18 protein-coding genes are annotated in these 23,045 nt (G+C 45.9%); 1 reads left to right on the top strand and 17 read right to left on the bottom strand.

The window, feature by feature from the left end:
* Positions 1-12: 12 nt before the first annotated feature.
* The 11 genes from BM159_RS01845 to BM159_RS01895 form a co-directional block, all read right to left on the bottom strand.
* Entirely contained in the window at positions 13-837 is an 825-nt protein-coding gene (locus BM159_RS01845) for an ABC transporter substrate-binding protein (RefSeq protein ID WP_245763609.1), read from the bottom strand.
* A 434-nt stretch (positions 838-1,271) separates the two neighbouring features.
* Positions 1,272-2,204 (bottom strand): ABC transporter substrate-binding protein, encoded by a 933-nt coding sequence (locus BM159_RS01850; RefSeq protein ID WP_177205850.1) that lies wholly within the window; start codon positions 2,202-2,204, stop codon positions 1,272-1,274.
* Between the two features lie 166 nt (positions 2,205-2,370).
* On the bottom strand, positions 2,371-4,317 hold the full coding sequence (locus BM159_RS01855) for a TonB-dependent receptor plug domain-containing protein (RefSeq protein WP_093912548.1): 1,947 nt from the start codon (positions 4,315-4,317) through the stop codon (positions 2,371-2,373).
* Positions 4,318-4,723: 406 nt separating this feature from the next.
* On the bottom strand, positions 4,724-6,655 hold the full coding sequence (locus BM159_RS01860; protein ID WP_093912549.1) for a VWA domain-containing protein: 1,932 nt from the start codon (positions 6,653-6,655) through the stop codon (positions 4,724-4,726).
* A gap of 2 nt (positions 6,656-6,657) precedes the next feature.
* Complete coding sequence (locus BM159_RS01865; protein ID WP_093912550.1) at positions 6,658-7,683, bottom strand: magnesium chelatase ATPase subunit I; 1,026 nt, start codon at positions 7,681-7,683, stop codon at positions 6,658-6,660.
* A gap of 94 nt (positions 7,684-7,777) precedes the next feature.
* Positions 7,778-8,728: a TIM barrel protein gene (locus BM159_RS01870; RefSeq protein WP_093912551.1), complete on the bottom strand. Its 951-nt coding sequence runs from the start codon at positions 8,726-8,728 to the stop codon at positions 7,778-7,780.
* A 73-nt stretch (positions 8,729-8,801) separates the two neighbouring features.
* Complete coding sequence (locus BM159_RS01875; protein ID WP_093912552.1) at positions 8,802-9,905, bottom strand: adenosylcobinamide amidohydrolase; 1,104 nt, start codon at positions 9,903-9,905, stop codon at positions 8,802-8,804.
* The gene (cobN, locus tag BM159_RS01880) at positions 9,902-13,693 is read right to left on the bottom strand and encodes a cobaltochelatase subunit CobN (protein ID WP_093912553.1); all 3,792 of its coding nucleotides are present in this window, start codon (positions 13,691-13,693) and stop codon (positions 9,902-9,904) included. Before cobN ends, BM159_RS01875 begins: the two co-directional genes overlap by 4 nt.
* 14 nt (positions 13,694-13,707) lie before the next feature.
* Entirely contained in the window at positions 13,708-14,736 is a 1,029-nt protein-coding gene (locus BM159_RS01885; protein WP_093912554.1) for a FecCD family ABC transporter permease, read from the bottom strand.
* 82 nt (positions 14,737-14,818) lie between these two features.
* A complete protein-coding gene (locus BM159_RS01890) occupies positions 14,819-15,748 on the bottom strand; it encodes an ABC transporter substrate-binding protein (protein WP_177205851.1) in 930 nt (309 codons plus the stop codon).
* Between the two features lie 140 nt (positions 15,749-15,888).
* Positions 15,889-16,929 carry a radical SAM/SPASM domain-containing protein gene (locus BM159_RS01895; RefSeq protein WP_093912556.1) on the bottom strand — a complete coding sequence of 347 codons (1,041 nt, stop codon included), beginning with the start codon at positions 16,927-16,929 and terminating at the stop codon, positions 15,889-15,891.
* Between the two features lie 162 nt (positions 16,930-17,091).
* Here BM159_RS01895 and BM159_RS01900 point away from each other — a divergent pair, with 162 nt between their 5' ends.
* The gene (locus BM159_RS01900; RefSeq protein WP_093912557.1) at positions 17,092-18,021 is read left to right on the top strand and encodes a MerR family transcriptional regulator; all 930 of its coding nucleotides are present in this window, start codon (positions 17,092-17,094) and stop codon (positions 18,019-18,021) included.
* Between the two features lie 187 nt (positions 18,022-18,208).
* Here the strand turns inward: BM159_RS01900 and BM159_RS01905 are convergent, their stop codons facing one another.
* The 6 genes from BM159_RS01905 to BM159_RS01925 all read right to left on the bottom strand — a co-directional run bounded on the left by BM159_RS01905 (position 18,209) and on the right by BM159_RS01925 (position 22,984).
* A complete protein-coding gene (locus BM159_RS01905) occupies positions 18,209-18,529 on the bottom strand; it encodes a hypothetical protein (RefSeq protein WP_093912558.1) in 321 nt (106 codons plus the stop codon).
* 324 nt (positions 18,530-18,853) lie between these two features.
* A complete protein-coding gene (locus tag BM159_RS01910; RefSeq protein WP_093912559.1) occupies positions 18,854-19,522 on the bottom strand; it encodes an energy transducer TonB in 669 nt (222 codons plus the stop codon).
* The gene (locus BM159_RS01915; protein WP_093912560.1) at positions 19,519-19,932 is read right to left on the bottom strand and encodes an ExbD/TolR family protein; all 414 of its coding nucleotides are present in this window, start codon (positions 19,930-19,932) and stop codon (positions 19,519-19,521) included. The genes BM159_RS01910 and BM159_RS01915 overlap by 4 nt, the downstream gene beginning before the upstream one ends.
* Positions 19,929-20,567, bottom strand: coding sequence for a MotA/TolQ/ExbB proton channel family protein (locus tag BM159_RS01920; RefSeq protein ID WP_093912561.1), 639 nt, complete (start codon positions 20,565-20,567; stop codon positions 19,929-19,931). The genes BM159_RS01915 and BM159_RS01920 overlap by 4 nt, the downstream gene beginning before the upstream one ends.
* Before the next feature lie 641 nt (positions 20,568-21,208).
* Positions 21,209-21,382 (bottom strand): hypothetical protein, encoded by a 174-nt coding sequence (locus BM159_RS11890; RefSeq protein ID WP_177205852.1) that lies wholly within the window; start codon positions 21,380-21,382, stop codon positions 21,209-21,211.
* Positions 21,383-21,460: 78 nt separating this feature from the next.
* A complete protein-coding gene (locus tag BM159_RS01925; protein WP_093912562.1) occupies positions 21,461-22,984 on the bottom strand; it encodes a zinc-ribbon domain-containing protein in 1,524 nt (507 codons plus the stop codon).
* Between the last annotated feature and the right edge of the window lie 61 nt (positions 22,985-23,045).

The following is a 23,045-nucleotide window of genomic DNA, read 5'->3' on the forward strand; positions in this document are numbered from 1 at the left end:
TCCGTTCCCCGCCTACTCGTTTTTCTCTTCGGTAACCGTAAGCCTTGCGTTATCCGGGAAGTTAAACTCTTCACCGTAGGCAACGCGGGCAATTTCCTGCACGCAATACACGATATCCTGGGAACAGTTATAAATGAACTGCTCCCGGGGATAAATCAGCTGCTTATCATTGATGGCCTTCACTGTCCGCAGGGAAGGATCTTTTAAATAACTGTCAATAAAGGCCTGAGTATCATAGTTTCCCCTGTCGTTATATACCGGCATCAGCATGATATCCGGATTAATCTTGATCAGCATCTCTTTGGTCAGCTGCTGACCGGTCTTCAGCCCCGCCGCCGCGATGCCGTTGACCACATTGGCTTCCCGGCAGGCATCGTCATAAGCGCACCCGGCTCCGCCATAAGCAGTCATCAAAGACAGAAGAACAATATTTTTTCGCTGTTCCGGTTTGATTTTACTTGTTTTCTCCCGGATTTCTGCCAGCTTTTTATCCATCATCCCGATGAGCTGCTTTCCCTTTTCCAGTTCCCCTATTGCCGCGGCAACCTGCGAGACAGCTTCTTTTGCGTCCTGAATTGTTTCCGGAGATTTTACTGATACGACCTTTAATCCCAAATCCCGCATACTCTGTATCTTTTCTGCCTGCGTCCAGTCGGAAACGATGACTACATCCGGCTTCATAGACAGTACCTCTTCCGCGCCGGGATCACCGATTTTTTTAGTTATTCTCTTCGCAATGGGAACAACGTTGGATAATACCGGGTCGTCCATTAAGGTATTGATACCTACCAGATGATTGCTGGTGACCAACCCCAATACAATCTGGTCCGTGTACATGGCGAAAGTCAGGATTCTTTTCGGTTTTGAGGGAAACGTAACTTTGGTTCCGGTTAAATCGGTTACCGAATAGGAACCGGTTGTATTTGTTTCCTGCTTGCTTTGCGCTGCATTTGTTTTACTGCTGCTTTGCGATTGCGGGGAAGGACTGCAGCCGGAAAGCAATGCAGAAATAAGGAAAAATGAAAAAAGAAACAGGGTTAAAATCCTTTTTACACACATAATACTATCCTTTAAAAACTCAATGAACTACTGTTAAACTTATTGTTATATACCCGAAATTTAGATCTCCGCCGGGGACAAACCGCCTCGGCTGTGACAATAAATACTTCCAATGTTCTATTCCACAGCCGTTACGAGCAGAAATGATAATATTTACCATACGATAATTATATTCATTTTTAAAAGCATTTACAATAATGTATATATAATGGTTAACTCTTTCCGAAAACTTCAGGATAGGACATTTTTGCTACTTCTTCCACTGCATCCGCAATGTACTGTGATACGGTAAGCACCAGAGCGCCGGAAATCGTATAGACCTTTCCCTGCTGTACCGCTTTCATTCCCCGGTACGAAGGATTATTCAGTATTTTTCGTTTCTCTCCATCAGGGTTGTGTTTTCCGTCATAGTCCCAGTCTGGAACAAAAATAATATCCGGGTTCAGCTCGACAACTTTTTCCTGGGTGATTTCCATGGCGCTGGGATATTTCAGTTCCAACGTTGCGTCACTGACTCCCGCATGTCGGCATACATCGCCAAAGCTGTTATCCGGTGCATAAAACGCCCCTTCTGACCGAAGCTGTATGACACGCTTGCGCCGGGCTGCCGGAATACCGGCCAGACGCTGCTGCACCTTTTTAATTCTTGCTTCCATTTTGGAAATGACGGCTTCTCCTTTATCCTTTTCACCTGTCAGAGCCGCAATCTGGCGAATGGATCTTTTCACACCTTTAATATCAGACGGCGTTTTGTAAATATAGACCTTCAGACCAAGCTCCCGCGCAGACTGTAACATTTCCGGCGGATGAAAATCCGGTATGATAACCAAATCCGGCTTGAATGCCAATACATTTTCCATGCTGTTTCCCTGCACCCGGTTAGGGATCCGCTTCGCTTCTTCCACAATACTGGAAACGCCGGGATCATCCACCAGGCGTGAAAGCGCAGCAATGCGTTGCGGTTCCACCAGCGCCAACAGGATTTCATCTGTGCTGATAGAATACGAAACGATACGTTTTGGCTTTTCAGTAAACTGCAGCGTAAGTCCGGTGTCGTCTGTTACGGTGTAAGAAGACTGCAGTTTAGAAGTGTTTTTAGAAGATGTATCTGGTTTTTCACTTTTACATCCTGAAAAAAACAGCATAAACGAAACCAACAGCAGGAAGATTATGAAAAAAAGTACTTTCTTATTGTTTGCTTTTTTGTTCATACCAAGTTCAATATCATCTGTTCCAGAATAGGGCGCTCCGCATGGCGTAACGAAAAAGAGAGATGAACCGACTGCTCGGTTCATCTCTCTTGCTAAAACATCAGAAAGAATACTCAATACCGGCAACAATAGAGCGACCAGGCATGGTGTACCATCGTCCGGCTGTTCCAACCGGATCATAAGATTCTACAGCAGAACATTCAGTATAGAATTTATCGAACAGATTATTTACTTTGATATAAGCTTTTAATTCCTTGATAGGTTTATAATTAACTGCCAAATCAGCTACAACATAATTCTTTGAAGGGAAAAATCCCGGTATAGTACTTTTTCTATTCAAAGAAGCCCTTGCCATCAAATCAACGTCAAACTTTTTGCTGTTGTATGATAAGCCCAAATTAATTGCATGTTTCGGAACAAAGCCGCTTACATTGTGATTAACATTTCCATCTGTTGTCTGTTTAGTATTCGTATAGGTGTATCCTAAAGACATTGAAAAGCCTTTTTCAAAAGCCTTCTTAAACTGTATATCGAATCCTTTTGCCTTTTCTTTTTCAATATTACCATATTTCCAGGTTGCATTATCATAACCAACAGCATCATGAGATTTTCGATAGAATAAATGAGTTGCCAAGGAAGCGGTGTCATCAAACTTGTGATTCCATCCAATCTCCCATGTATAGCCTTTTTCCGGTTTAAGATCTCTGTTCCCAACGCCATAATATGTGGAAAAATATTGGTAAGCTGTTGGCGCTACGAAGAACCTGTTGTAAGAAAGATACATGTTATTGTTCTTGTCAGCTTCATAACCTACATTAAAGCGCGGAGTAAAGGCACTCCCGGCAATAGAATGATTATCATAACGCAATCCTGTGTTCAAATCCCATTTTTTAGCAAATTTCCATTCATCTTGCAAGAAAATAGCTTTCTTTATAATGGTTTCATTAATGTCTGACCGACCCCACCACATATCTTCAGACGCAAAATCAAATTTATCATGCATGTAATTTAATCCTACTACCAGAGTATTTGAATCACTTAACTTTGCAGTTAACTGATCATCAATTTCCCAACTCCGGGATTTGTACTGAGTAGTAGCAGGAGAAAGATCTGAATACTTGTTATTGAACTTCAAATATTTTAATGCAAACCTGTTAGCAACTTTATCATTAAACTTTTGATTAGAAATTACAGCCCATTCATCAGTATCTGTATTTCCGTCAGTAATACCGCCACCATAAAACTTATCTTCATATTTAAAATCTGATTTGTACTTGTTATAACCTATAGACAAATCAGTTCCTTCACTAAATTCATTTTTCAAGAAAAAACCAACGGTTTTCGCATCTAAATCTTGAATAATTTTGTCCCCATGTCCGTCTTTAGCGTCACCTAATTTATTAATCTTTGCATTGACACGATAAGTTAATTTTTTATTTTCCGTTGTCCCCTGGGTATAAAGCGCATATTCCTGTGCTCCAAAACTACCAGCTTCTGCCCTGATTTTTGTAACAGGTTCTGCGGTTTGTTTTGTAATAATATTAATAACACCACCTTTTGCATCAGCGCCATACAGAGCAGATGCCGCACCTTTAAGTGTTTCAATCCGTTCGATATTTTCTACTGGAACAAACATAGTTGAAGCCAATGGGGTAATATCAGACTGTGAAACTCTCACCCCATCTACCAACACAACAACCTGGTTTGAACCGTTCAATCTAATTGAACTACTCATCTCATGACCGGGGCTGCCGTATTCATAAATTACAACACCGGGAACATCTCGCAACGCATCTTTTACTGTAGTGTAATGACGATTCTCAATATCCTTTGCCGTAATTACATTTAAATTCGCATGTGCATCAAATTCAGTCACGGGTGTTCTCGTCGCCGTCACAACAATCTGATCTAACGTAAATCCCTGCAACGCAGATTCTTCGGTCGTAGCATCTTCCGCATGAGCAACAGTTCCCCCAAACGGCAGAATACTGATCGTCCCGCAGATTAATGCTGTCATCAGCATCCCTTTGGTTACTTTCCTCTTCATCACAAACACCTCTCATTTTTTAAATAATATTTATTGAAAATATTTCCTGTAGCCAATCTTTCATGGTCCTGCAGTACTCCATTTACAATCCGCTTTTTTATATATAAAACCGCTAAATATTGATGTTCTAACAGCATCATTTTTTTGATTTCAGCTTTATAAAAATTACGTTTTAATAATAATTATTTTTAATAATATTTATTTTTTATATAATAAACTATATACTTAGAATATAGTCAATATTTTTTCTAATATATTTTAAAACCATTAGATTTAGGCAGTTAAATGCTCAATAATTAACACTTTTTTCAAAAATAGAAAGCGTGATATGAAAACGACGCTTAATTCAAAGCAGTCTGTTCATACCACGCTCTTTGATTTTTCTAATTCTCTCAAATTTTTAATCTTATATTCCCAAATTCCTTATAATATGTAAAATATCTCCTTGGGATAACTGTTTCAGTTTGTAATAATTAGCTCCCATCTCCGCCGCGACCTGACGGGCAACTCCTAATTTAATGAAATCCGTTTCCGTGTCAATGACTATGGAAGTTATTTTTGCTTTATGGATCTGCTTTGCCAGTTTCATGGCACTTTCCACCGGGTCTTCCCCTTCCTGCACAACGGAATTGGCCCGTCCGTCGGTTACCAGAACCAATACCGGCTCTGTGTCCGGTTCTTTGCGTATCTGCATGTCCAGGGTAATAAACGCCTGGGCCAGCCCTTCCGCCAGGGGAGTTTTCCCGCCGGTGGGAAGTTCTGCCAGCCGTTTCTGCGCCAGGTCTACACTGCGGGTAATGGGCAAAAGCTCTTCTGCCGCTTTACGGCGGAATGCAATCATGCCAACTTTATCCCTTTTCTGGTAGGCCTCCTGCAGCATGGCAAAGATGGCGCCCTTCACTGCTTTCATACGTTCCTGGGCGCCCATGGAACCGCTGGCATCTACTAAAAACAGAAAGGTTGTACCAATCCGCTTTTCCCGCACACGCTGCCGCAGGTCAGCCTGCTGGATATTGATAGCGCAGTCATTTTTCGGCCGGTGCCGCTGATAAGGCGCCGCGGCCCGGATCGTTGCGTCAAAAGCCAGATCGTTCACTTTTTCTTTGGGAAGTTCCGCCCGCACATAACGGCCCTGCTTAAGATCGGTTTTCGTCAGGCTGCGCTTGCCGCTGCCCTTTCGTTTGATCTGGTCTTTTCCCATATCGAGAACCATTTTGGGAAAGGGGAAATGCATATCGATCCCATCAACCTTATCTTCCTGATTGGAATTATTCTGCGGATCCTGTTCCGGAGGTTCCTGATTGTCTTCCTCCTGATTCGGTTTGTCTTCGTCATGATTATCCGTATCGTTGTCAGGCGGCGGAGGTGGCATCAGGTTTTCCTGACTGTCATCCGAATCCATGTCATCGTCTTCCTGATCCGACAGTTCCTCCATATCCTCCGGCTCTTCCTGAGGCGGTTGTTCTTCCGGTTGGGGTTCCGGGGGCTTGCGCATACGGTGCGGCAGTACATACAGGGCCGCTTCTTCCATATCTTTGGGCAGAATGTAAGTCCTTCCCGCCAGTGCCGCAATGGCTTTCGCTGTTTCCAGTAAATATAAATCCGCTCTGTGCCCGGCGCAAAACGCCTGGGAACAGTATTGTACCGCCAGTTCCATCATGGCATCGCCAATCTCAACTTCCGACAGCAGTTCCCGCGCTTTTGCAATCTGCGCCCGCAACTGTTCCGTTTCTTTTTTATATTTTGCGCGGAATGCGGTTGCGTCCTTTGCAAAATCCAGAAGACGCTGCATGATTTCTTTGCGCTGCTCTTTTTCTTTCAGATTTTCCGTTTCCACGAACAGGCCGAATCGGTCCAACAAATGATTGGGAAGCACTCCTTCGTGGGGGTCCATAGTGCCTATTACAGTGTATTCTGTTTTATGGACAAAAGAAATACCGTCCCGCTCCACCCGGTTCTCTCCCGCCATGTTGATATCCAGTACGGCAGTCAGAAGTTCCGGCCGGAGCAGGTTTACTTCATCAATATAGATAATATTTCCGTCAGCCCGGCCCAGCAGACCGGGTTCAAACCGTCTTTCCCCCTGTGTAACCGCATACTCCAGGTCAATACTGCCAAAGAGCATATCTTCCGTGACGTTCAGCGGCAGGTTCAGCAGTTTCCTGTCCCCGGAAAGTTCCGCCGCGCCGCGTACAAGCACGGATTTTGCCGTACCGGTCACGCCGCTGATCAAGAGTCCGCCCGCCTTATGATTGACCAACGCGATAAGGATGGCCCGTTTTGCCTGCTCCTGTCCTGCTACGGCAACAAAGGGATAACACTTAAAATAATCAGACATAATTATCCTTCCAGGGTTGCAAGCACTTTTTCCATATCCAGCGTTCCGTCTTCAAAGGGACGGCGCCGCATGCGGTGCGGCAGTGCCAGCCTTGCCGCGATTTTCAGGTCTTCCGTATTAACTTCCCTGCTGCCGCGGAAAGCCGCCATGGTCATAGCCGTCTTTATCATTGTAATATCGGAACGATGGCCGTCCACCCCAAGATCGATAGCCAGATCCGCTACCTTATCCAGCATCACGTCAGGCACGGTAACCTCCGGCAACAACTCTCCTGCCGCCGCGATTTTATCTGCCAGTTCCTCCTGTTCCTTCTGATAAGAAGCAATAAAACCTTCCGGGTCCGCTTCATAAGCGAGACGGCGTTTGATGACTTCTTTCCGGTTTCCCCGGTCATGCTCACCCGTAACCGTTACAGACAGGGCGAAACGGTCCAGCAGCTGGGGCCGGATATCCCCTTCTTCCGGATTCATGGTACCTACCAATACAAATCTGGCAGGATGGGAATATGAAACACCCTCCCGTTCCACCGTGTTCACACCCATGGCCGCCGCGTCCAACAGCACATCCACCACATGATCGTCAAGCAGGTTAATTTCATCTACATATAAAATGTTACGGTTGGCCTGGGCCAGCAGGCCCGGTTCAAACTTCTTTTCCCCATGTTTTATCGCATATTCCACATCTAAGGTGCCTACCACGCGATCCTCTGTCGCGCTGACCGGAAGTTCCACCACACGCATCTTCAGTGTTTCCGTTTCTTTCAGTTCACCTGAATGAAATTTTGCAGTACAGTCATCACATAAGAAGTTTTCCTGTAAAGGATCACAATGAAAACGACAGCCTTTCACCGTTTCCATGGCCGGTAATAATTCTGCCAGGGCACGGACTGCTGTTGATTTGGCTGTGCCTTTTTCACCTTTGATCAAAACACCGCCCAGCGCCGGATTGATTACGTTTAAAATCAGTGACAGTTTCATATCTTCCTGCCCTACAATGGCAGTAAAAGGATAGACTCCTCTGCGTTTCATTGACTTCCTCCTTGGGTATCAGTATCTGTTTACTATCAGCTAAACAATTCGATATGCGAGAGAACACTTCACGCCTTTCCCCTGTTGTCCCGTGTCAGCAGTTGGAAAGCTGTATTTTAAGTTTTTCTTCCAGTTCCGTCAATGAACTGTAAATCATTTCATGGGTTATATACTTCGGCTGTATAAAATCCAGTATCCTGCGGGCCGCTTTTGTCCGGAAGGGCTGGTGCTGGTCAATCTGTACGATGTGTTTATACATATCCGCAAAGGTTGTACGCCGGTCATATTCATGCACAAGACTCTTCTGGTAAGCGCCTGATAAGGAACAGCTTAAGTGGATTCCTTTAATCAGCCCCGCCAGTTCACCCAGGTTCTCAACAGTCCGGCAGACATAATCCGCCGCTTCTTCTTCGTCCTTCAGGTCGGGATTGGTATTCATCAGGTGCCCGGTATCCAGCATGATGCCCACATTTTTACGCTGAATACGCTCAAAAAAGAATTTCACGTTTTCCGGTTCCGTCAGCCGCAAACCCGGCCACCAGAGGTTCTCAAACAGGACCGTTATGTGAGACGGAACAGCCATGGAAACGGAGTTGAAAACATCAGCAGCCGCTTCCAGTACTTCCAGATCCGAATACTGAAAATCGAAGGTATAGGTTTCCTGTACGTCCGCCTCTGAAACGTGCCAGACCATATATTCCGGTTTTACCGCGGCGGCGGCAATCAGGTGCTGCTGTATGACCGACAGCCACTCATCCTTGTTCAGGGCGCCGAAGTAACAGTCATTTCTTGCTTTCGCCGACTTGAATTCCCGCTTCAGCCGGGACTTATTGTTCTTCCAGAATCCCACCCAGTACGGCCAGTAGGCCAGATGGACTCCCACGGAAGAGTCTTTGAAAGCCGGCTCCGGTGTTTCCTTTCCGTAAATCAGATGCTCAATCCCGTCCAGCCCCAGATGTTTTACATATTCCGGTAATGTTTTTCCCGTTTCCTCCAGCTGCTTCACATAATCATGATATACACAGAAATTAAATAACTGCACCATGCTCAAACTTCCCCTCAGACAAACTATCTGTTTGTGTTTATGAAATGACGCCGCCTGTTTTCAGGCTGCAGGTTTACTTTTGCAGAACTGCTAAAAACATTTGCTGCCAGGTTTCTGTCATGGACTCCTGTGAAACCTTCTTCTCAATTTTCAAAGGCTGTATGCCGTAGGCCTGTGCCAGAATTCCAAGTATCGTCTCTGCTCCGTCTTTTGTTTCCTTTTCCCGCAGCAATCCCCATAAAAACTGATCCAGCAAATGAATATATAATGAAGTGTATGTCAACATCTTTTCTTCTTTTGCCAGCGCTTCCGCTTTCGCCAGGAATTCGGGTTTCAGCAGAGTATCTCCCTTTTTGCCTGCAGCCAGATACTTTTTCCATAACGTAGCCTTGTTCACGCCAAAGCGTTGCAGACGTTTTAACGCATTGTGCTGCGATTGAGGATTCAGTCCCGTCTGTTTGTCCAATGCCTTTTTGACCGCTTCTTTAACCACCCGACCAATCAACTCGCCCAGTTTGGAATGTTTACCGGCCCCTTCCAGATACAACGGCGATTCACTGTTGGCTACAACAATGGTGGTATCGGTTCCCGAACCGGTAGCGATCCCGTTGGAATACTTGCTTCCTTCCAGCAGTTCCTGGATTGCCGCCGTTTTGGCTTCCGTACAGGTCACCAGGGCCCGGGTCAGGGTTCCCGGCGGCAGGTCCGTATCCAACACAAGCATGATATTGATAGTCCCGGCTTTGTCCGGTTTTTCCAGCGGTTTAAAAAAGTCGGCAGGATCTCCCACCCGGCCTCCGTTTGTTTCGATACCGCCAGTAACAATAGCTGTTACTGTGAGATTCTGGTAAGACAATGTTTCAATCGCTGCGTTTTCCATATCCGCCGCCGTTCCCATGCCCGTTACGGTTTCCGGATTCAAACCCAGCCGCCCGGACAGGATCTGCATATGTTCGGTGTAAGTGGGAGCCAGCATTTCACATGGCATGCCGGCTCCCTGTTTGGCATCATGGTTAAACACCGCGTTATAGTTCTCGTGATATCCCCCGTTAAATACTGACGTACTGAGAACTTTACGTTTTCCTTTGAAAAAAATAACAATGCTTTTCTCATAGCGGTACACTTCGTCGCCTGTAGACAATGTATATATTTTTTCGGTAACCGTATCCTTGCTCATGCTTCATCCGCCTGTTCTTCCAACTCACCGTCCACATCCAGACACAGCCGCTGCAATGCCTGAAGTGTTTCCTCTTTTGCGTGCCACAGTTCCCGCTGGGAAGCTTCCAGTAACACTTCGGTTGTCCGTTTCAGGGCCCAGGGGTTTACGTCCCGCATCCACTCCTGCACTTTGGGATCCAACACATATTTTTCCGCGTATTTTTCATACATCCAGTCTTCCATCACTTTACTGGTGGCGTCCCACTGGTAGCTGTGGGCCACCATGTTGCTCATGTCCGCGGCGCCTTTGTATCCGTGTTTCATCATGCCTTCGATGAATTTCGGATTGATGGCCTCGCTGCGGAACAGGCGTTTCGCTTCTTCCTGCACGCTGTGCATGGTAACACGGCTCCGGTCTGTGCTGTCCCCGCAATAAGATTTGGGGGCGCTGCCTTTGATGCTGCGCACCGCCGCAATCATGCCGCCATGGTAGGCATTGTAGTCATCGCTGCTGAGCATGTTGGTTTCGTGGTTATCCTCATTCTTGATTGTGATATCCAATACTCCCATTCGTTTCCGGAACTGTTTGGGAAGGAATTTTCCCCTGGTTTTACCGCCGTAGGCATGGGCGCCCCACCGTACATACACGTCAGCGATATCGTCAATCGTTTCCCAGTTCTTTGCTTCCAGCAAAGCGGCCACGCCGGCGCCGTAGACTCCCTGTTCATCGCCGAAGATACGGAAAGCCGCGGTACGCCAGGCTTCTTCTTTAACCATTCCTTCTTCTTTTTCTAACTCCGCGCTGTCTTCCATAATATGTTTGCGGACATAGTTTTGTTCCGGATCTTCTTCCAGCGCGGCGACCTTCAGCACCGCTTTGTCAAGCATTTCACCGGCGCCCGGCATGCTGTCCCGGAACAGGCCGCTGATCCGGGCGGTAACGTCTATGCGGGGCCGTTTCAGTTCGTTAAGCGGCATCACTTCGAGACCGATGACCCGGAGGCTGCCCGGCTGCCAGACCGGCTTCACGCCCAGCAGGTATAGAAACTCTGCAAGACACTGGCCGTGGCTGCGCATGTTCGCCCCGGCCCATAAAACAATGCCGATGTTCTCCGGGTAATGGCCTTCTTCTTCAATAAACCGGCTGATTACCTGGTCGCCCAGACTTTTGCCTATTTCCCAGGCTGCCACGGTAGGCAATGTCCGGGGATCCACGCCGTAAAAGTTCCGGCCCGTTGGTAGCAGATCCGCCCCGCCGCTGCTGGGAGCGCCGCTGGGACCCGGCGCAATATACTCAGCCTCAAACCCCCGCAGCATGGTAACCTGTTCCTGTGAAGTCAGCATCAGGTTGGGATACACAGTATGGCAGATATATTCGCAGACCGTACGAAGCTTTTCCTCAAACGATTTCGGTGTTTCCTGTATGTTCTGATCCGCAGCCGTACGGGAAGCTCCTGCCAGAACCTGCACCGGCGGTTTCGCAACCGCTTCTTTTACCCAGTCCTGCTGCATGACTGCCTGTATGCCGGCATCGGAAAAATCATGGTCCTGCAAAATGCGGATCACGTCCCTGCACTGTTCACCGATACGGTCGATCAGCATATTAAACGTAATCTGCAACGGTTCATACATCTCAGCACTGTGTTCCAGCAGATAATAATAATCATATCCGTATTGGGATGCCAGCGTCTGGTTCAGGCTCGGCACATTGCCGTTGTCCAGTCTGGTCAGAAGCCAGAGGTACTCGGTCAGCCCATCGTCCTTCGGCGGCTCACCCAAAACATGAAGGCCTGTATGGACCTCCATATTTTTTAAATCGGTAATGTAATTATGAAGGTTGCCCAGATATTCTTCGAAAGGCTGCCCTTCTTCCCGTTGGACCTCACCGTCCAGATTCGCTTCTTTGACCTTTGCCAATACCAGTTCTTCCAGGCGGGGCAGGTTTTCCGGCGCGGTCCGCTGGAAATGTACGTATTCCTCCATGGCCTTTTCCAGTTCTTCCAGTTCGTCATAGGTGCCGGCCTGGGACTGGGGCGCAGGCAGATGTTCATCCAATACGGCAGCCCCGCGCCGCTTGGCCTGAATTCCCTCGCCTGTAATGGTCATATTGTAAATATACATGTTGGGCAGGTCCCGCAATGACAAATCAGGATAACAGCCCGCGCTGAGGCCTGCATTCTTTCCCGGCAGCCATTCCAGTGAACCGTGAGTCCCTATATGGGCCACTGCGTCCGCTTTCCAGATGTCCCGTACCCACTGATAAAAGGCAAGATAATGATGTGTCGGCGCACAGAAAGGAGAGTGGTATATCTTTGCCGGATCTTCGCCAAATCCTCTGGGCGGCTGTACCGTAATGAAGATATTTCCGTCCATGGTCCCCGGCACCATCAGCTTTCCGTCATATTCCATAACGTTGCCCGGGGCATTTCCCCAGTCTTTGGCGAGCTGGTTCTGTACTTTCTCTTCAAACTGACTGTAAAACGCTCCGTATTCTTCCCCGGAAATCTTGTTAGCTTCTTCCAGCTGCTTTGCCGAAAGCATGGAACGGTCGTTGGTTGCGTGGCCGGTAAGTATTTTAATAAACTCTCTGGTATCCTGCGGAATAAAATCAACTTTATACCCGCGTTCTTTCATATTAGCCAGCAAAAGCCGCACGCTTTCTATGGTATCTAATCCCAGCCCGCTGCCAATATTGGAATTTTTCGGCGGATAATTATGGAAAATAATCGCGATTTTTTTGTCGGCATTTGCTTTATGACGTAACATAGCCCATTTTTTGGCCTTGCTGATCATATGGGTGATACGCTCAGGGATCGGGACATATCGGATATCCCCGTTATCCAGTACTTTTTTTGTCGCAACCGGCACGCCGTGGGTCACGCCGTCAAATTCCGGCAGGGAGATAGAAATGGAGACCTCCATGGCATTCATGCCTTCCAGGTTGTCCTTCCACTCCTTATATTCCGTAAGGAGCGTATAGGCAGCCAGCACAGGTACATTCCACTGTTTCAGAAAATCCAGTTTAAGGGCGCCGCTGGCTGTCAGGGAGAATTTGGTTATATTGATAAAAACATCTGTTACGGGAAATCCCTTTTTAAAGAAAAAGCGGCTGAATACTTCATCCAACGTAGGCATTCCCATTTCTTTATAGGGCATTCCGTTGCTGAAGACACAGATGACATTAAGCCCCTGTTTTTCCGCTTCTTCAATCAGCCGGCTCTGATATTCCAGGTCGCCCCACACCCATTCGTCCCGGTAAAACAGGATTCCCACTGTAAGCCGCCCCGGGCGGCAGAAATCTTTTTCATACTCTGCCAGATCCGTATACACCTTTTTTGCCCGGGGGTGAAAGATTCCCGTCCAATGGATAGGATCCGGTTTTGCCACAGCAGAAGTATCTCCTGCAACCAGTCCGTCCATATACTGCCAGAGGTGATACAGGTTGCTTTCGCCCCCGTAAACGGAATATAAGCGGATAGCATTTTCCTGTTCCGGTGTAATTCCCTGAACCAGGTTGTCGTCATCTCCGCCGGCTGCATCAATATAATAAGGTATATTCTTCTGCTGCGCATAGGCGTGTACCCTTTTCAGAAAGGTGGTGGTCAGCCCGCTGCCCATCCACTTCAGAAGCAGAAAATCCGTACCCGACAAACGGTTTTCGGCTTCTGCGTTCCATTCCGTATTATCTGTTACCCACCAGCAGGAAAAGTCCCCCTGCATTTCCCCGTTATTCTGCAGTTTGTCCAGCATCTGCTGCATGATGCCGAAACGACGGATCACATTGGTCATGAAAATAATCTTGCTCATTTTTTTCTCCCAAATTACATTTTTTCTTTCTGCATCTTACGCAACAGATACAAGAAATACGGGGTACCCAGCAATGCAGTCATGATACCTACGCGCACTTCCGCCGGCGCCAGGACCACGCGCCCCAGCGAATCGCAAACCACCAGGAACAGTGCTCCGCCTAACGCGCTGGCAGGAAGCAACACCCGGTGATCCGGTCCCAGCAGCATCCGCATCATGTGTGGAATGACCAGTCCCACAAAGCCGATGTTGCCGCTAACACATACCGAAGTTGCCGTAGTCATGGCAGACACCAGTAACAGGCCCATACGGAAATACATGACTGGCATGCCTACCGCTCTGGCTTCGGTTTCACCCAGTACCAGGATATTAAGGTGCCTTGCAAGCAGCAACATGATCACGATACCAAAAGCAATCGGCCCGACAGCCAGGTAAACATGTTCCCAGCGCCGGTAATCCAGACCGCCTACCATCCAGAAAAGATACTGCTGCAATTTCTGTTCGTTCATAAAAGTCAGGATGCCTGATGTAAGAGCTCCCAGCAGCATGCCTACCGCAACGCCTGCCAGAAGTAATGTCATTACCGGAATTTTTCCGTTCCGGGCAGCCAGAAAGACTGTCAGCGCAACCGCACAGATACTGCCACAGAATGCAAATGCGGGCATGGTGAACATACTTTGTGTGGCAAAACCCGTGGCAATGGCCAGTACAGCCCCCGTTGCAGCACCCGCGGAAATACCGATGATGCCCGGATCCGCCAGCGGATTGCTGAAGATTCCCTGCATGACAGCGCCGCACATCCCTAATGCTCCGCCAACCAAAACCCCCACTACCATACGGGGCATACGGATAAACCAGATCACAGCAAGCTGCTCCTGAGTAAAATCTTTTTCTGTAAAAAATGGCAGTCCCGTCTGATGACAGACAACAGCCAGCGTATTTTTTACCGGCACCGGAATCTGGCCAAATGTCAGGGACAAAGCTGTCACGCACAGCAGCAGAATGACAAGTCCCAGCAACGCAGCGCGCTTGTTCTTAATCAAAGGGAACCTCCTCAATAACACATATCGTTAAACTTAAGGAAACACTGATTAGTTCGTCTCCTTAACAATACAAATCAAATCTTTATTCCTGGTCCTCCGGTTTGCCCTCCGGAAAGAGTTCGGGGTATACAGCATAGGCAATATTTTCCACAGCATCCACAATATGATGGCTTGCCACATACCGGTACCGGTCTGACACATAAACCATTTTCCTGTTTTTTACTGCTTTCACATTGCGGTAAGCCGGATCTTCCATCAATTCCCTGGCAAACTTTTCCGGGTCGGAATGCTTGTCATAATTCCAGGTCGGCAGCAAAAACATATCGGGATTTACCTGCACCACCTGTTCTTTACTAATCTGTCCTTTAATCCCCAAAGGATGGACGGTTGCAGCGCCATTGATTACATGGGCCAGTTTCATCATGGAATCAAACAGTTCCCCCTTGCGCCCCATGGGTCCGGTCATGGAAAAAGCCACTGCCGTTCTTCTCCTGTCATCCGGTATTGCCTGCAAACGTTTTTCCAACGAAGCCATACGTTCATCCATGCGCTTGAGCAGATCTTCTGTCTTTTGCGGTTCACCTGCCGCCAGTCCCAGGTTACGGACTTTCTGCCGCATCTCCTGATACGTTTTCGGACTCATGGCCACATAGACCGTAAGACCCATACTCTCCAGCGTACGTAATTCATCAGCCCCGGTGGAGGTTGAGATGACCACCAGATCCGGATGCAGGGCAAAGATGGCTTCAGAGTTGTTTTCAACTTTTTTGCCGACCCGCTTCACATCTTCCTTACTCAGAAAAGATATTTCCGGATCGCCGGCATGCCGGCTGTACGCTGCAATACGTTCCGGCCCTGCCAGTGTTTTCAGTATCTCATCCGTACCATAGGTAACGGAAACGATCCGGCAGGGTTTTGTTTTGAAAACAAGGATCCGCCCCGTATCGTCTTTGGCAGAATAAGACTGCTCCGGATTTCCGCCTGCCGGTTTAACATCCGAACTGCTTTTCACAGCTGAATGAGTTTTTTCTTCTGCAGGCGCAGCCTGCTTGCAACCGCACAGCAGCGTCAACAGGGATAGCAAGAAGAGAAACAGTATGATAAAACGTTTTTTATTCGTAAAATTACATATATTATTAGAAGTATGCATCGTCAAACACCCTGACTCAGATATATTTTCGCAAACGTCTGCTGCATAGCGCATTCTTCTTCCGCTTTGCCGTTACGTCCCTGCCAGCGGGTAAAGCAGCCTCCCCCGCAGACAGAAAGGTGAGGGCATTCCTTACATGCACGCATCGCTTCAGCAATAAATAAACCAGCCTGTTTTGTTCTTTCCGTATCCATGCCATTCCACACATTCCCCAGTAAAAATGCGGGATTGCCTGCCAAAGAAGAGCAGGCATATATTTTACCGTCAGAGGTTACATAGGCTTCTTCGCCGTGCATGGCATAGCACTGGCCAAAAGAACACGCCTTGCCGGAAACAATTTTCCGGATTTTCTCCAATTGGGAAAACAGGATATGGATACCCGTCGCCTTTTCCAGCTGTTGCGCCAGTGCATAACACTGCTCCATCGCCTTGGCAACATCCTGCGGCGTGGCAGGATGAAGCGCGGTTCCTCTTCCCTGGCAGCGCAGTAAATCAAAACCAATCTGTCTTACGTTTCCGAGATAATACGCCATCTGCACAATACCGGGAAGGGCTTTTACATTTGCGTCCGTAACAACACAGGTCAGTCCAATGGGAATCTTTTGGGCGGCCAGCAGGCGGATTCCCCGGATCGTAGCCTCAGAAGCGCTGTTTCCGTTTTTCATTTTACGCAGGGAATCATTGACCGGCGGCCGACCGTCCAGACTGACTCCGACAGCAATTTTATGATGCTTCAGATACTCTGCAATCCCGTCCGTCATTAAAGAAGCATTGGTCTGCAGCTGGATAATCGCAGGATATCCTTTTGCCTCAACATGTTCTGTCACAGCCTGGATCACGGAAAACACAAGCAACGGTTCTCCGCCGGTAAATTGCAGGATAAACGGCTGCCCGTTTTTTCCTGCCATATCTGTGGCCTTTAACGCCGTATCCACCGGCATCCGTTCTTCCGGATGACATGCTGCGTAGCAGTACGCGCAGGCATAATTGCAGGTCCCGGTCAGACTTAATATTAAATTACGGATTACCGGGTACGCCGTCATTTTCTCTCTCCGTTTCAACCAGATTCATTTACCGGATTTTATCTGAATCATATTACTGGTTTGTATCATTTTTGCCAAATTTAAAAACTATGCTATAATAAATATATTATAGTAATATTAAACTATATAGTTATTGTATGGTCAAGATAAAAAGGAATTAGTATGAATAATATTTCAAAAAAGCAGTACGAAAACTATTTTACGGCAGGAGAACTGGCTTCTATGTTTGGCATTTCCAAACAGAGTCTTTTATATTATGATAAAATCCACCTGCTGTCGCCTGACTTTATCAGTGAAAACGGATACCGGCATTATTCAATCACCCAATATCTTGACCTGGAGATTATTGTAAACCTGCGTTCTCTTGACATCCCTATTAATGATATCCAGGACTACCTGAATAACAGAAGCAGGGAAAAGCTGGATGAAATCTTCCGGAAAAAAGACCGCGTCTGCGCGGACATCATCCGGGAAAACGAACGGATACGGAATTCGATTTCTGTCATCACGGATAAACTGAATGAGGAAAGAAAAGAACTCCGCAACCAGGTTTTTATCCGTTCTTATCCCCCGCGATATATAAAAATCAATCCGCTTGCCGAAAAAGACAGCGGGAAAGACCGTATAGTCCTGTTTGCCAGAGCCAGCCATAAAAACCTGCATAACCGCAGCCTGTTGGAAAAACAACAGGGTTGGGTCATTACCCGGGAAGACTTTTTTTCGGGTCATTGCAGCAATATCTCAACGGGCTTCTTTTTCTTCCTGAACGGACCGGTTAAAAACCATCACCTTGAAACTGCCGGTCCCGAACAGAATACGCCTGATAAACCGACCGTTCATGAAAACCAGACAGAAGCCAGAACAAAAAAATACTACATCCTTACATTACCGGAAAGCCTCTACTGTGAAATGACGTTTGACGGAACGTTTTATGACAAAGCGGATGAAATCAGCGGAAAAATACAACAACAATTAGAAAAATACAAACTAAAACCGGTCGGAGATGTATTTGTGCTGCCTGTAAAAAACCATTGGTTTACACAGAATCAACAGGATTATGTGACAAAACTGTTTTTCCAGGTTAATTCCTGAAGGTCTTTTTAAGTATTTAAATTGTGCATTTTTGGAAACACTTGCATAGAAACAAAAAAATAGAACCTTTTCCCTATAATTGCGTTACGAATTATACGGGAAAAGGTTTTTAATTTGCTGCTCTTTATTTACTGACCGCAAACAGCATCCGGGCAGGAAAACCTGTTTAAAGCAGTTCTGTCAGGAATTACTGTTTTGCTTTGCAATGACCGGAACCGGTGCTCTTCAGCACTTTTTCAAAAACCTCATGGATTTCGGCGTCGCTTTTGCCTGCTTCCTTAGCCTTGATGGCATGCAACAGCGCGCTGCGGTATTTCTTATGAGCCTCATCTTTCGGAACTTTTTCCAAATCGGTAGCCGGGTTAAAACTCATAACCTTTTTAAATACCGCATGGATCTCCTCAGAAGATTTTCCTGCTTTCTTTGCCGCTTCCGCATGCAGTTTAGCGCTTGCATAGCGCGCTTTTGCATGGGGGTCGTCGGGGAGCTCAAATTTTGGATGTGCCATAATGATCTTTCCTCCTTTTAATATTTAACTTGTTTTCAGGGAATCTTTATATGCAACCCTGTTGATATTGCTATCAAAAATGATTTAAAAAATCTGCGATATTTCCCTGTGGTTAAACTATACACTATATACAGGGAAAACAGTCAAGCAGATTTTCAGATGCAGGCATCATGGCTGTTTGATGTACTACACGCCTGTATACCTGCAATATAGTTTTAAACTCCCATAAAAACACAATACAGGGCCCTGCCCATCAGGCAGGCCCTGTATATTTGGAATATAGCCAATATAACCAAAGATTGATTTCCGTCCCTTTTATACCCGTTACAGACGGAATGCAAAGGGCTGGTATGCATAACAGCGGATCGGGCGCCCATATCCGTCCAGTCCGGGTTTAAACCGGAAGCCGCCGGCTGCATTCAGGGCAGCCTGATCCAGCGCGCCGTTGCCGCTGGATCTTGCCAGCACGACAGACTCCACCCCACCGCTCTTTCCTACAAGGAAACGTACCACCGCCGTACCGGTGATCCCGCTTTTACGGCAGGATTCCGGATAGGACGGCATGCGGGAACGGGTTACCCGGGGCGGTACAGCCGGCGCCTGGATAGCATCGCTGGCCGGCCCTATGCCTTCACCTTTTCCGACGTTGGTACCCGGTTTGGTTCCGGATCCGGTCCCCCCCGGCGCCGTATACTTAGGCTTGGCCGCAGGCTTTTGGATCGTTTGTTTTTTAGGAACAGGCTTCTCTTTCTTTTCTACAATGTCGTCTTCTTTGGGTTTTATGATTTCTTCCGGCTCCGGCTCCGGTTCCGGCTCTGGCTGCGACACTTCCGGGGCAGCGTCACCGCCTCCCACCAGAGCAACATCATACACCGGCTCTTCCGGAAAAGTATGAAAATTGGTCAGAACCAAAAGACCAACCAGAGCGCAACAGACAATGTGGAAAAGGACAGAAAATGCCAGCCCCTTTTTTTCATCGTTGTTTACGTTCATTTCTTAGTGTCCTTCTCCGTCGCCAGGCCTACACGTGACACACCAGCTTTTTTGAACGAATCAAGGAGGCCTATCACTGCCTTGTACTGTACATTCTCATCCGCGCGTATAACAATATGGAACTTCTCATCCTTCTTTTGCTCCTCACGCGCCTTATTGATCAGTTCCTGTTTGCTTATTACTTTATCTGCCAGCCAGTAGGCGCCATCGTCCTTAATAGTTACCGTGAACTTTGCCGTATTTTGAATCACCGCTTCTGTAGCAACCGGCAGTTTCACCGGAATCGTTTTCAGTTCGGTCATTTGCATGGTGCTGACAATAAAGAATATGAGTAACAGGAACATCATATCGATCATTGGACTCAGCATCATTGCCGGCATTTTATTTCTTCTGGATTTTAATTTAATCATTTCTCGTTACCCGCCTGTTTATCCAGTTTTTTTGCAATAGCCTCCAGCAGCGTATTGCTCATATCTTCCACATTCAGGGTAATTCCTGCAAGACGGCGGTTAAAGTAGGCGTACATGCAGATAGCAACAATAGAAATACAAAGACCGAAAACCGTAGTGATGAGAGCTTCGCCAATACCGGCCGTAACGATAAGCGGATCATCCAGCCTTTTGCTAAAGTTATTGAACGAACTGATCATACCGGTAATGGTGCCCAAAAGACCCAGAACCGGCGCAAGTGCGACGATAACGTTCAGATAGTCAAGACGCTGCTCGAATTTATCAATTGCCCGGGCTGCTTTTATTCCGACAAAGTTCTCCAGCTTTTCATAGTTCCCGTGTCTGGCCATAAAGATGGTGGCTAACTTGGCAATTTCGCCCCGGGTCGAATCTGCCAGCGCCTTGGCATCCGCCCAATTATCCTGTTCTATATAATCACAGAACTGCCTGGTAAATTCCCTGCCGCTGTCTGCCTTTTTAAAAAAGAGATAGCGTTCCACGCAGATCGCAATGGCTGCAATAGAACAGAGCAGCAGCGGATACATGACAGGTCCGCCCTTAAAGAAATAATCCAATCCTGTTGCAAAGTAATTCATTTAGAATAGCCTCCTGATACTATTGTTATTTTAAAAGAAATGATTACTAATAAGAATTATATCATTTAATAATCATTTAATCAAGTTGGCAATTCTTCTTCCGGGAAAATATAAAACCGGGTGTAAAAACACCCGGTTTTGTTTTGCAAACCCGCATGATTACTGCGATTAAGCCCTACGTACTCATTAAAATATGATAGACAGGCAGTTATGCATCAGTATAGAATAACCGTAATACAGAATATATAATCTGTATGAGACCAGGGTCATGGGGTATTGCGTGAAAGTCCGGCCTCCTGGCATTCGCCGAGTTAAACGGTACGACCTCAAAACACCAGCTTATTATAATAGTTCATAACTCCAAAAAATGAAAAAAGCGGGTCTGCGAAAAATCGCAACCCGCATGGATTCTGGTGGAGACGAGGGGGATCGAACCCCTGACCTCTTGAATGCCATTTATAGTTGACGTTCTCACCAGCTTAAACCTGTAACATTATATCGTGTTTTTACACGATTTTATAGTGCTTTTGTTGTAAAAGTGTAACGAAAAAGAAATCATTTAAGGCATTGAAAATAAATAATAAGCTCATTTGCTACAAAAATGCTACAAAAATTGTGCTCCAAAACAGGGAAGCTGTCTTTCAATAATGGAATACTCTTTTCATATCTTCTTTAAGTTGCTGCCAACTCATGTGGCAATTTTTATTGTAGTATAAGTCCTTCACTGGTGCCAGACCAATCGCTCCTTCCTCTTTATAGTGTTCCATTAGATAATCGTAAATTTCCCACTCTTCTGCATTTTTTGGTTTTGCCATTGGTTTTATTCTCCTAACTTCATTTTGCTTACAAACTATGCTATGTTACATACAAATGAATTAATATTAGTTTTATATTTATTTCTCATTAGTTATAATTGACTTTAACTTAATTGCAGCCTCATCGTTTCCTTGAGCTGCTGCTTTATGATACCAGTAAATGGCCTTTAAAACATCTTTTTTTACTCCTGTTCCGCTTTCATAGAAAAACGCCAGGTTGAATTGAGCTCTAGAGTTTCCATTCTTTGCAGCTTTGCGATACCAAAACAAAGCTTTTTTATAATCTTTTTGTATATTATCATAAAAAAAGCCTAAGTTATTCTGTGCTTTTGAATCACCTTTTTTTGCCGCTTTTCTATAATATTTAACAGCCTTTTCATAGCTTTGCTCAACACCATTTCCGCCTTCGTATAATACTCCTAAATAACAAAGTGCTTCAATGTTGCCAAGTTTTGCTGCTTTATTTAATAAATAAAAACACGCAGAATAGTCCTGTTCAACGCCCTTGCCATAATAATATAGAACAGCAAGATTCAATATTGCAGCAGAATACTTTTGTTCGGCAGCCCGACTATACCAATCAGAAGCGATTTCATAATCTTGTTTTACTCCTTTTCCTTTTTCATAAAAAATTCCTAACCTAAACTGTGCATTAACTTCTCCTTGCTCTGCAGCTTTTTGATACCAGTATGCAGCTTTAGAGTAACTTTGCTTAACACCATATCCATTCTCATACATTACGCCCAATTCACGCTGCGCATCGGCATATTCTTTATTTGCTGCTTTTTTAAACCACTTTAATGCTTTTGAATAATCTCTTTCTATATCTTCGGCCTTTTCATATAACCGACCTAAATTATATTGTGAACGAAGATGTCCTTTATTTGCAACTTTTTGAAACAGTTTTAACGCTTCATCAACATCTTTTTCTGTTCCAATGCCATAATACAGGTTGTAAGCCAGTTCTGCTTGAGATTCTAACTGCTCTTGTTTCTTGGCCTTTTTTAAATTATGAAATACTTCATCTTCATTTTTATACAAAGCGTCTAGCTGATATTGAGCGGATACGTGACCTTGCTTAGCAGCTTTACTAAACCACTCAGCGGCCGCAATATAATCTTGATCTGATGTCCAAATTCTTTTCGATAAAGTAAATCTGTCTAATACGTTTGCTCCCAATATGTCTGCCATTTCGCTGTCTTTTGCATCTTCTAAAGTCCAACCTTGTAAGCAAAGTAGTCCCAGACAATATTGCCCTTCTGAATTCCCTTGCTCGGCTGCAGTATAATACCAGCCCACAGCTTTCTCATAGCTTTGCTCTACCCCTTCACCATTCTCATACATCGATCCTAGTCGACATTGAGCAAGCAAATTTCCTTTTTTAGCTGCATTTAAAAAGTATTTTGCCGCTTTTACATAGTTTTGTTTAACTTTTATCCCTTCATAATAACGGCAACCCAAATTATAATATTTTTCCGCTTCATCAACTGTAATATCTGGTTCTTTATCATCCTGATTAATCGACTTAACAGCATACCCGCAAAATGGGCAAAACACAAATTCAGTATCTATTTTTTTATTGCAATTAGGGCATTTATCCATTTTGTCACCTTCATTCACTTGTTCTTAATATGCTGGTGCGCGCAATAATCTGATGCCCGCT

Origin of the sequence: Succiniclasticum ruminis DSM 9236 (assembly GCF_900112895.1) — a bacterium.
Lineage (GTDB): Bacteria > Bacillota > Negativicutes > Acidaminococcales > Acidaminococcaceae > Succiniclasticum > Succiniclasticum ruminis.

Bases quoted from the DNA above. Each gene is read 5' to 3' on its own strand.
- BM159_RS11890 (WP_177205852.1), bottom strand. From the start codon at position 21,382: ATGGCAAAACCAAAAAATGCAGAAGAGTGGGAAATTTACGATTATCTA.
- BM159_RS01910 (WP_093912559.1), bottom strand. From the start codon at position 19,522: ATGAACGTAAACAACGATGAAAAAAAGGGGCTGGCATTTTCTGTCCTT.
- cobN (WP_093912553.1), bottom strand. From the start codon at position 13,693: ATGAGCAAGATTATTTTCATGACCAATGTGATCCGTCGTTTCGGCATC.
- BM159_RS01915 (WP_093912560.1), bottom strand. From the start codon at position 19,932: ATGATTAAATTAAAATCCAGAAGAAATAAAATGCCGGCAATGATGCTG.
- BM159_RS01860 (WP_093912549.1), bottom strand. From the start codon at position 6,655: ATGTCTGATTATTTTAAGTGTTATCCCTTTGTTGCCGTAGCAGGACAG.
- BM159_RS01925 (WP_093912562.1), bottom strand. From the start codon at position 22,984: ATGGATAAATGCCCTAATTGCAATAAAAAAATAGATACTGAATTTGTG.
- BM159_RS01905 (WP_093912558.1), bottom strand. From the start codon at position 18,529: ATGGCACATCCAAAATTTGAGCTCCCCGACGACCCCCATGCAAAAGCG.
- BM159_RS01850 (WP_177205850.1), bottom strand. From the start codon at position 2,204: ATGCTGTTTTTTTCAGGATGTAAAAGTGAAAAACCAGATACATCTTCT.
- BM159_RS01920 (WP_093912561.1), bottom strand. From the start codon at position 20,567: ATGAATTACTTTGCAACAGGATTGGATTATTTCTTTAAGGGCGGACCT.
- BM159_RS01900 (WP_093912557.1), top strand. From the start codon at position 17,092: ATGAATAATATTTCAAAAAAGCAGTACGAAAACTATTTTACGGCAGGA.
- BM159_RS01895 (WP_093912556.1), bottom strand. From the start codon at position 16,929: ATGACGGCGTACCCGGTAATCCGTAATTTAATATTAAGTCTGACCGGG.
- BM159_RS01855 (WP_093912548.1), bottom strand. From the start codon at position 4,317: ATGAAGAGGAAAGTAACCAAAGGGATGCTGATGACAGCATTAATCTGC.
- BM159_RS01875 (WP_093912552.1), bottom strand. From the start codon at position 9,905: ATGAGCAAGGATACGGTTACCGAAAAAATATATACATTGTCTACAGGC.
- BM159_RS01845 (WP_245763609.1), bottom strand. From the start codon at position 837: ATGTACACGGACCAGATTGTATTGGGGTTGGTCACCAGCAATCATCTG.
- BM159_RS01870 (WP_093912551.1), bottom strand. From the start codon at position 8,728: ATGGTGCAGTTATTTAATTTCTGTGTATATCATGATTATGTGAAGCAG.
- BM159_RS01865 (WP_093912550.1), bottom strand. From the start codon at position 7,683: ATGAAACGCAGAGGAGTCTATCCTTTTACTGCCATTGTAGGGCAGGAA.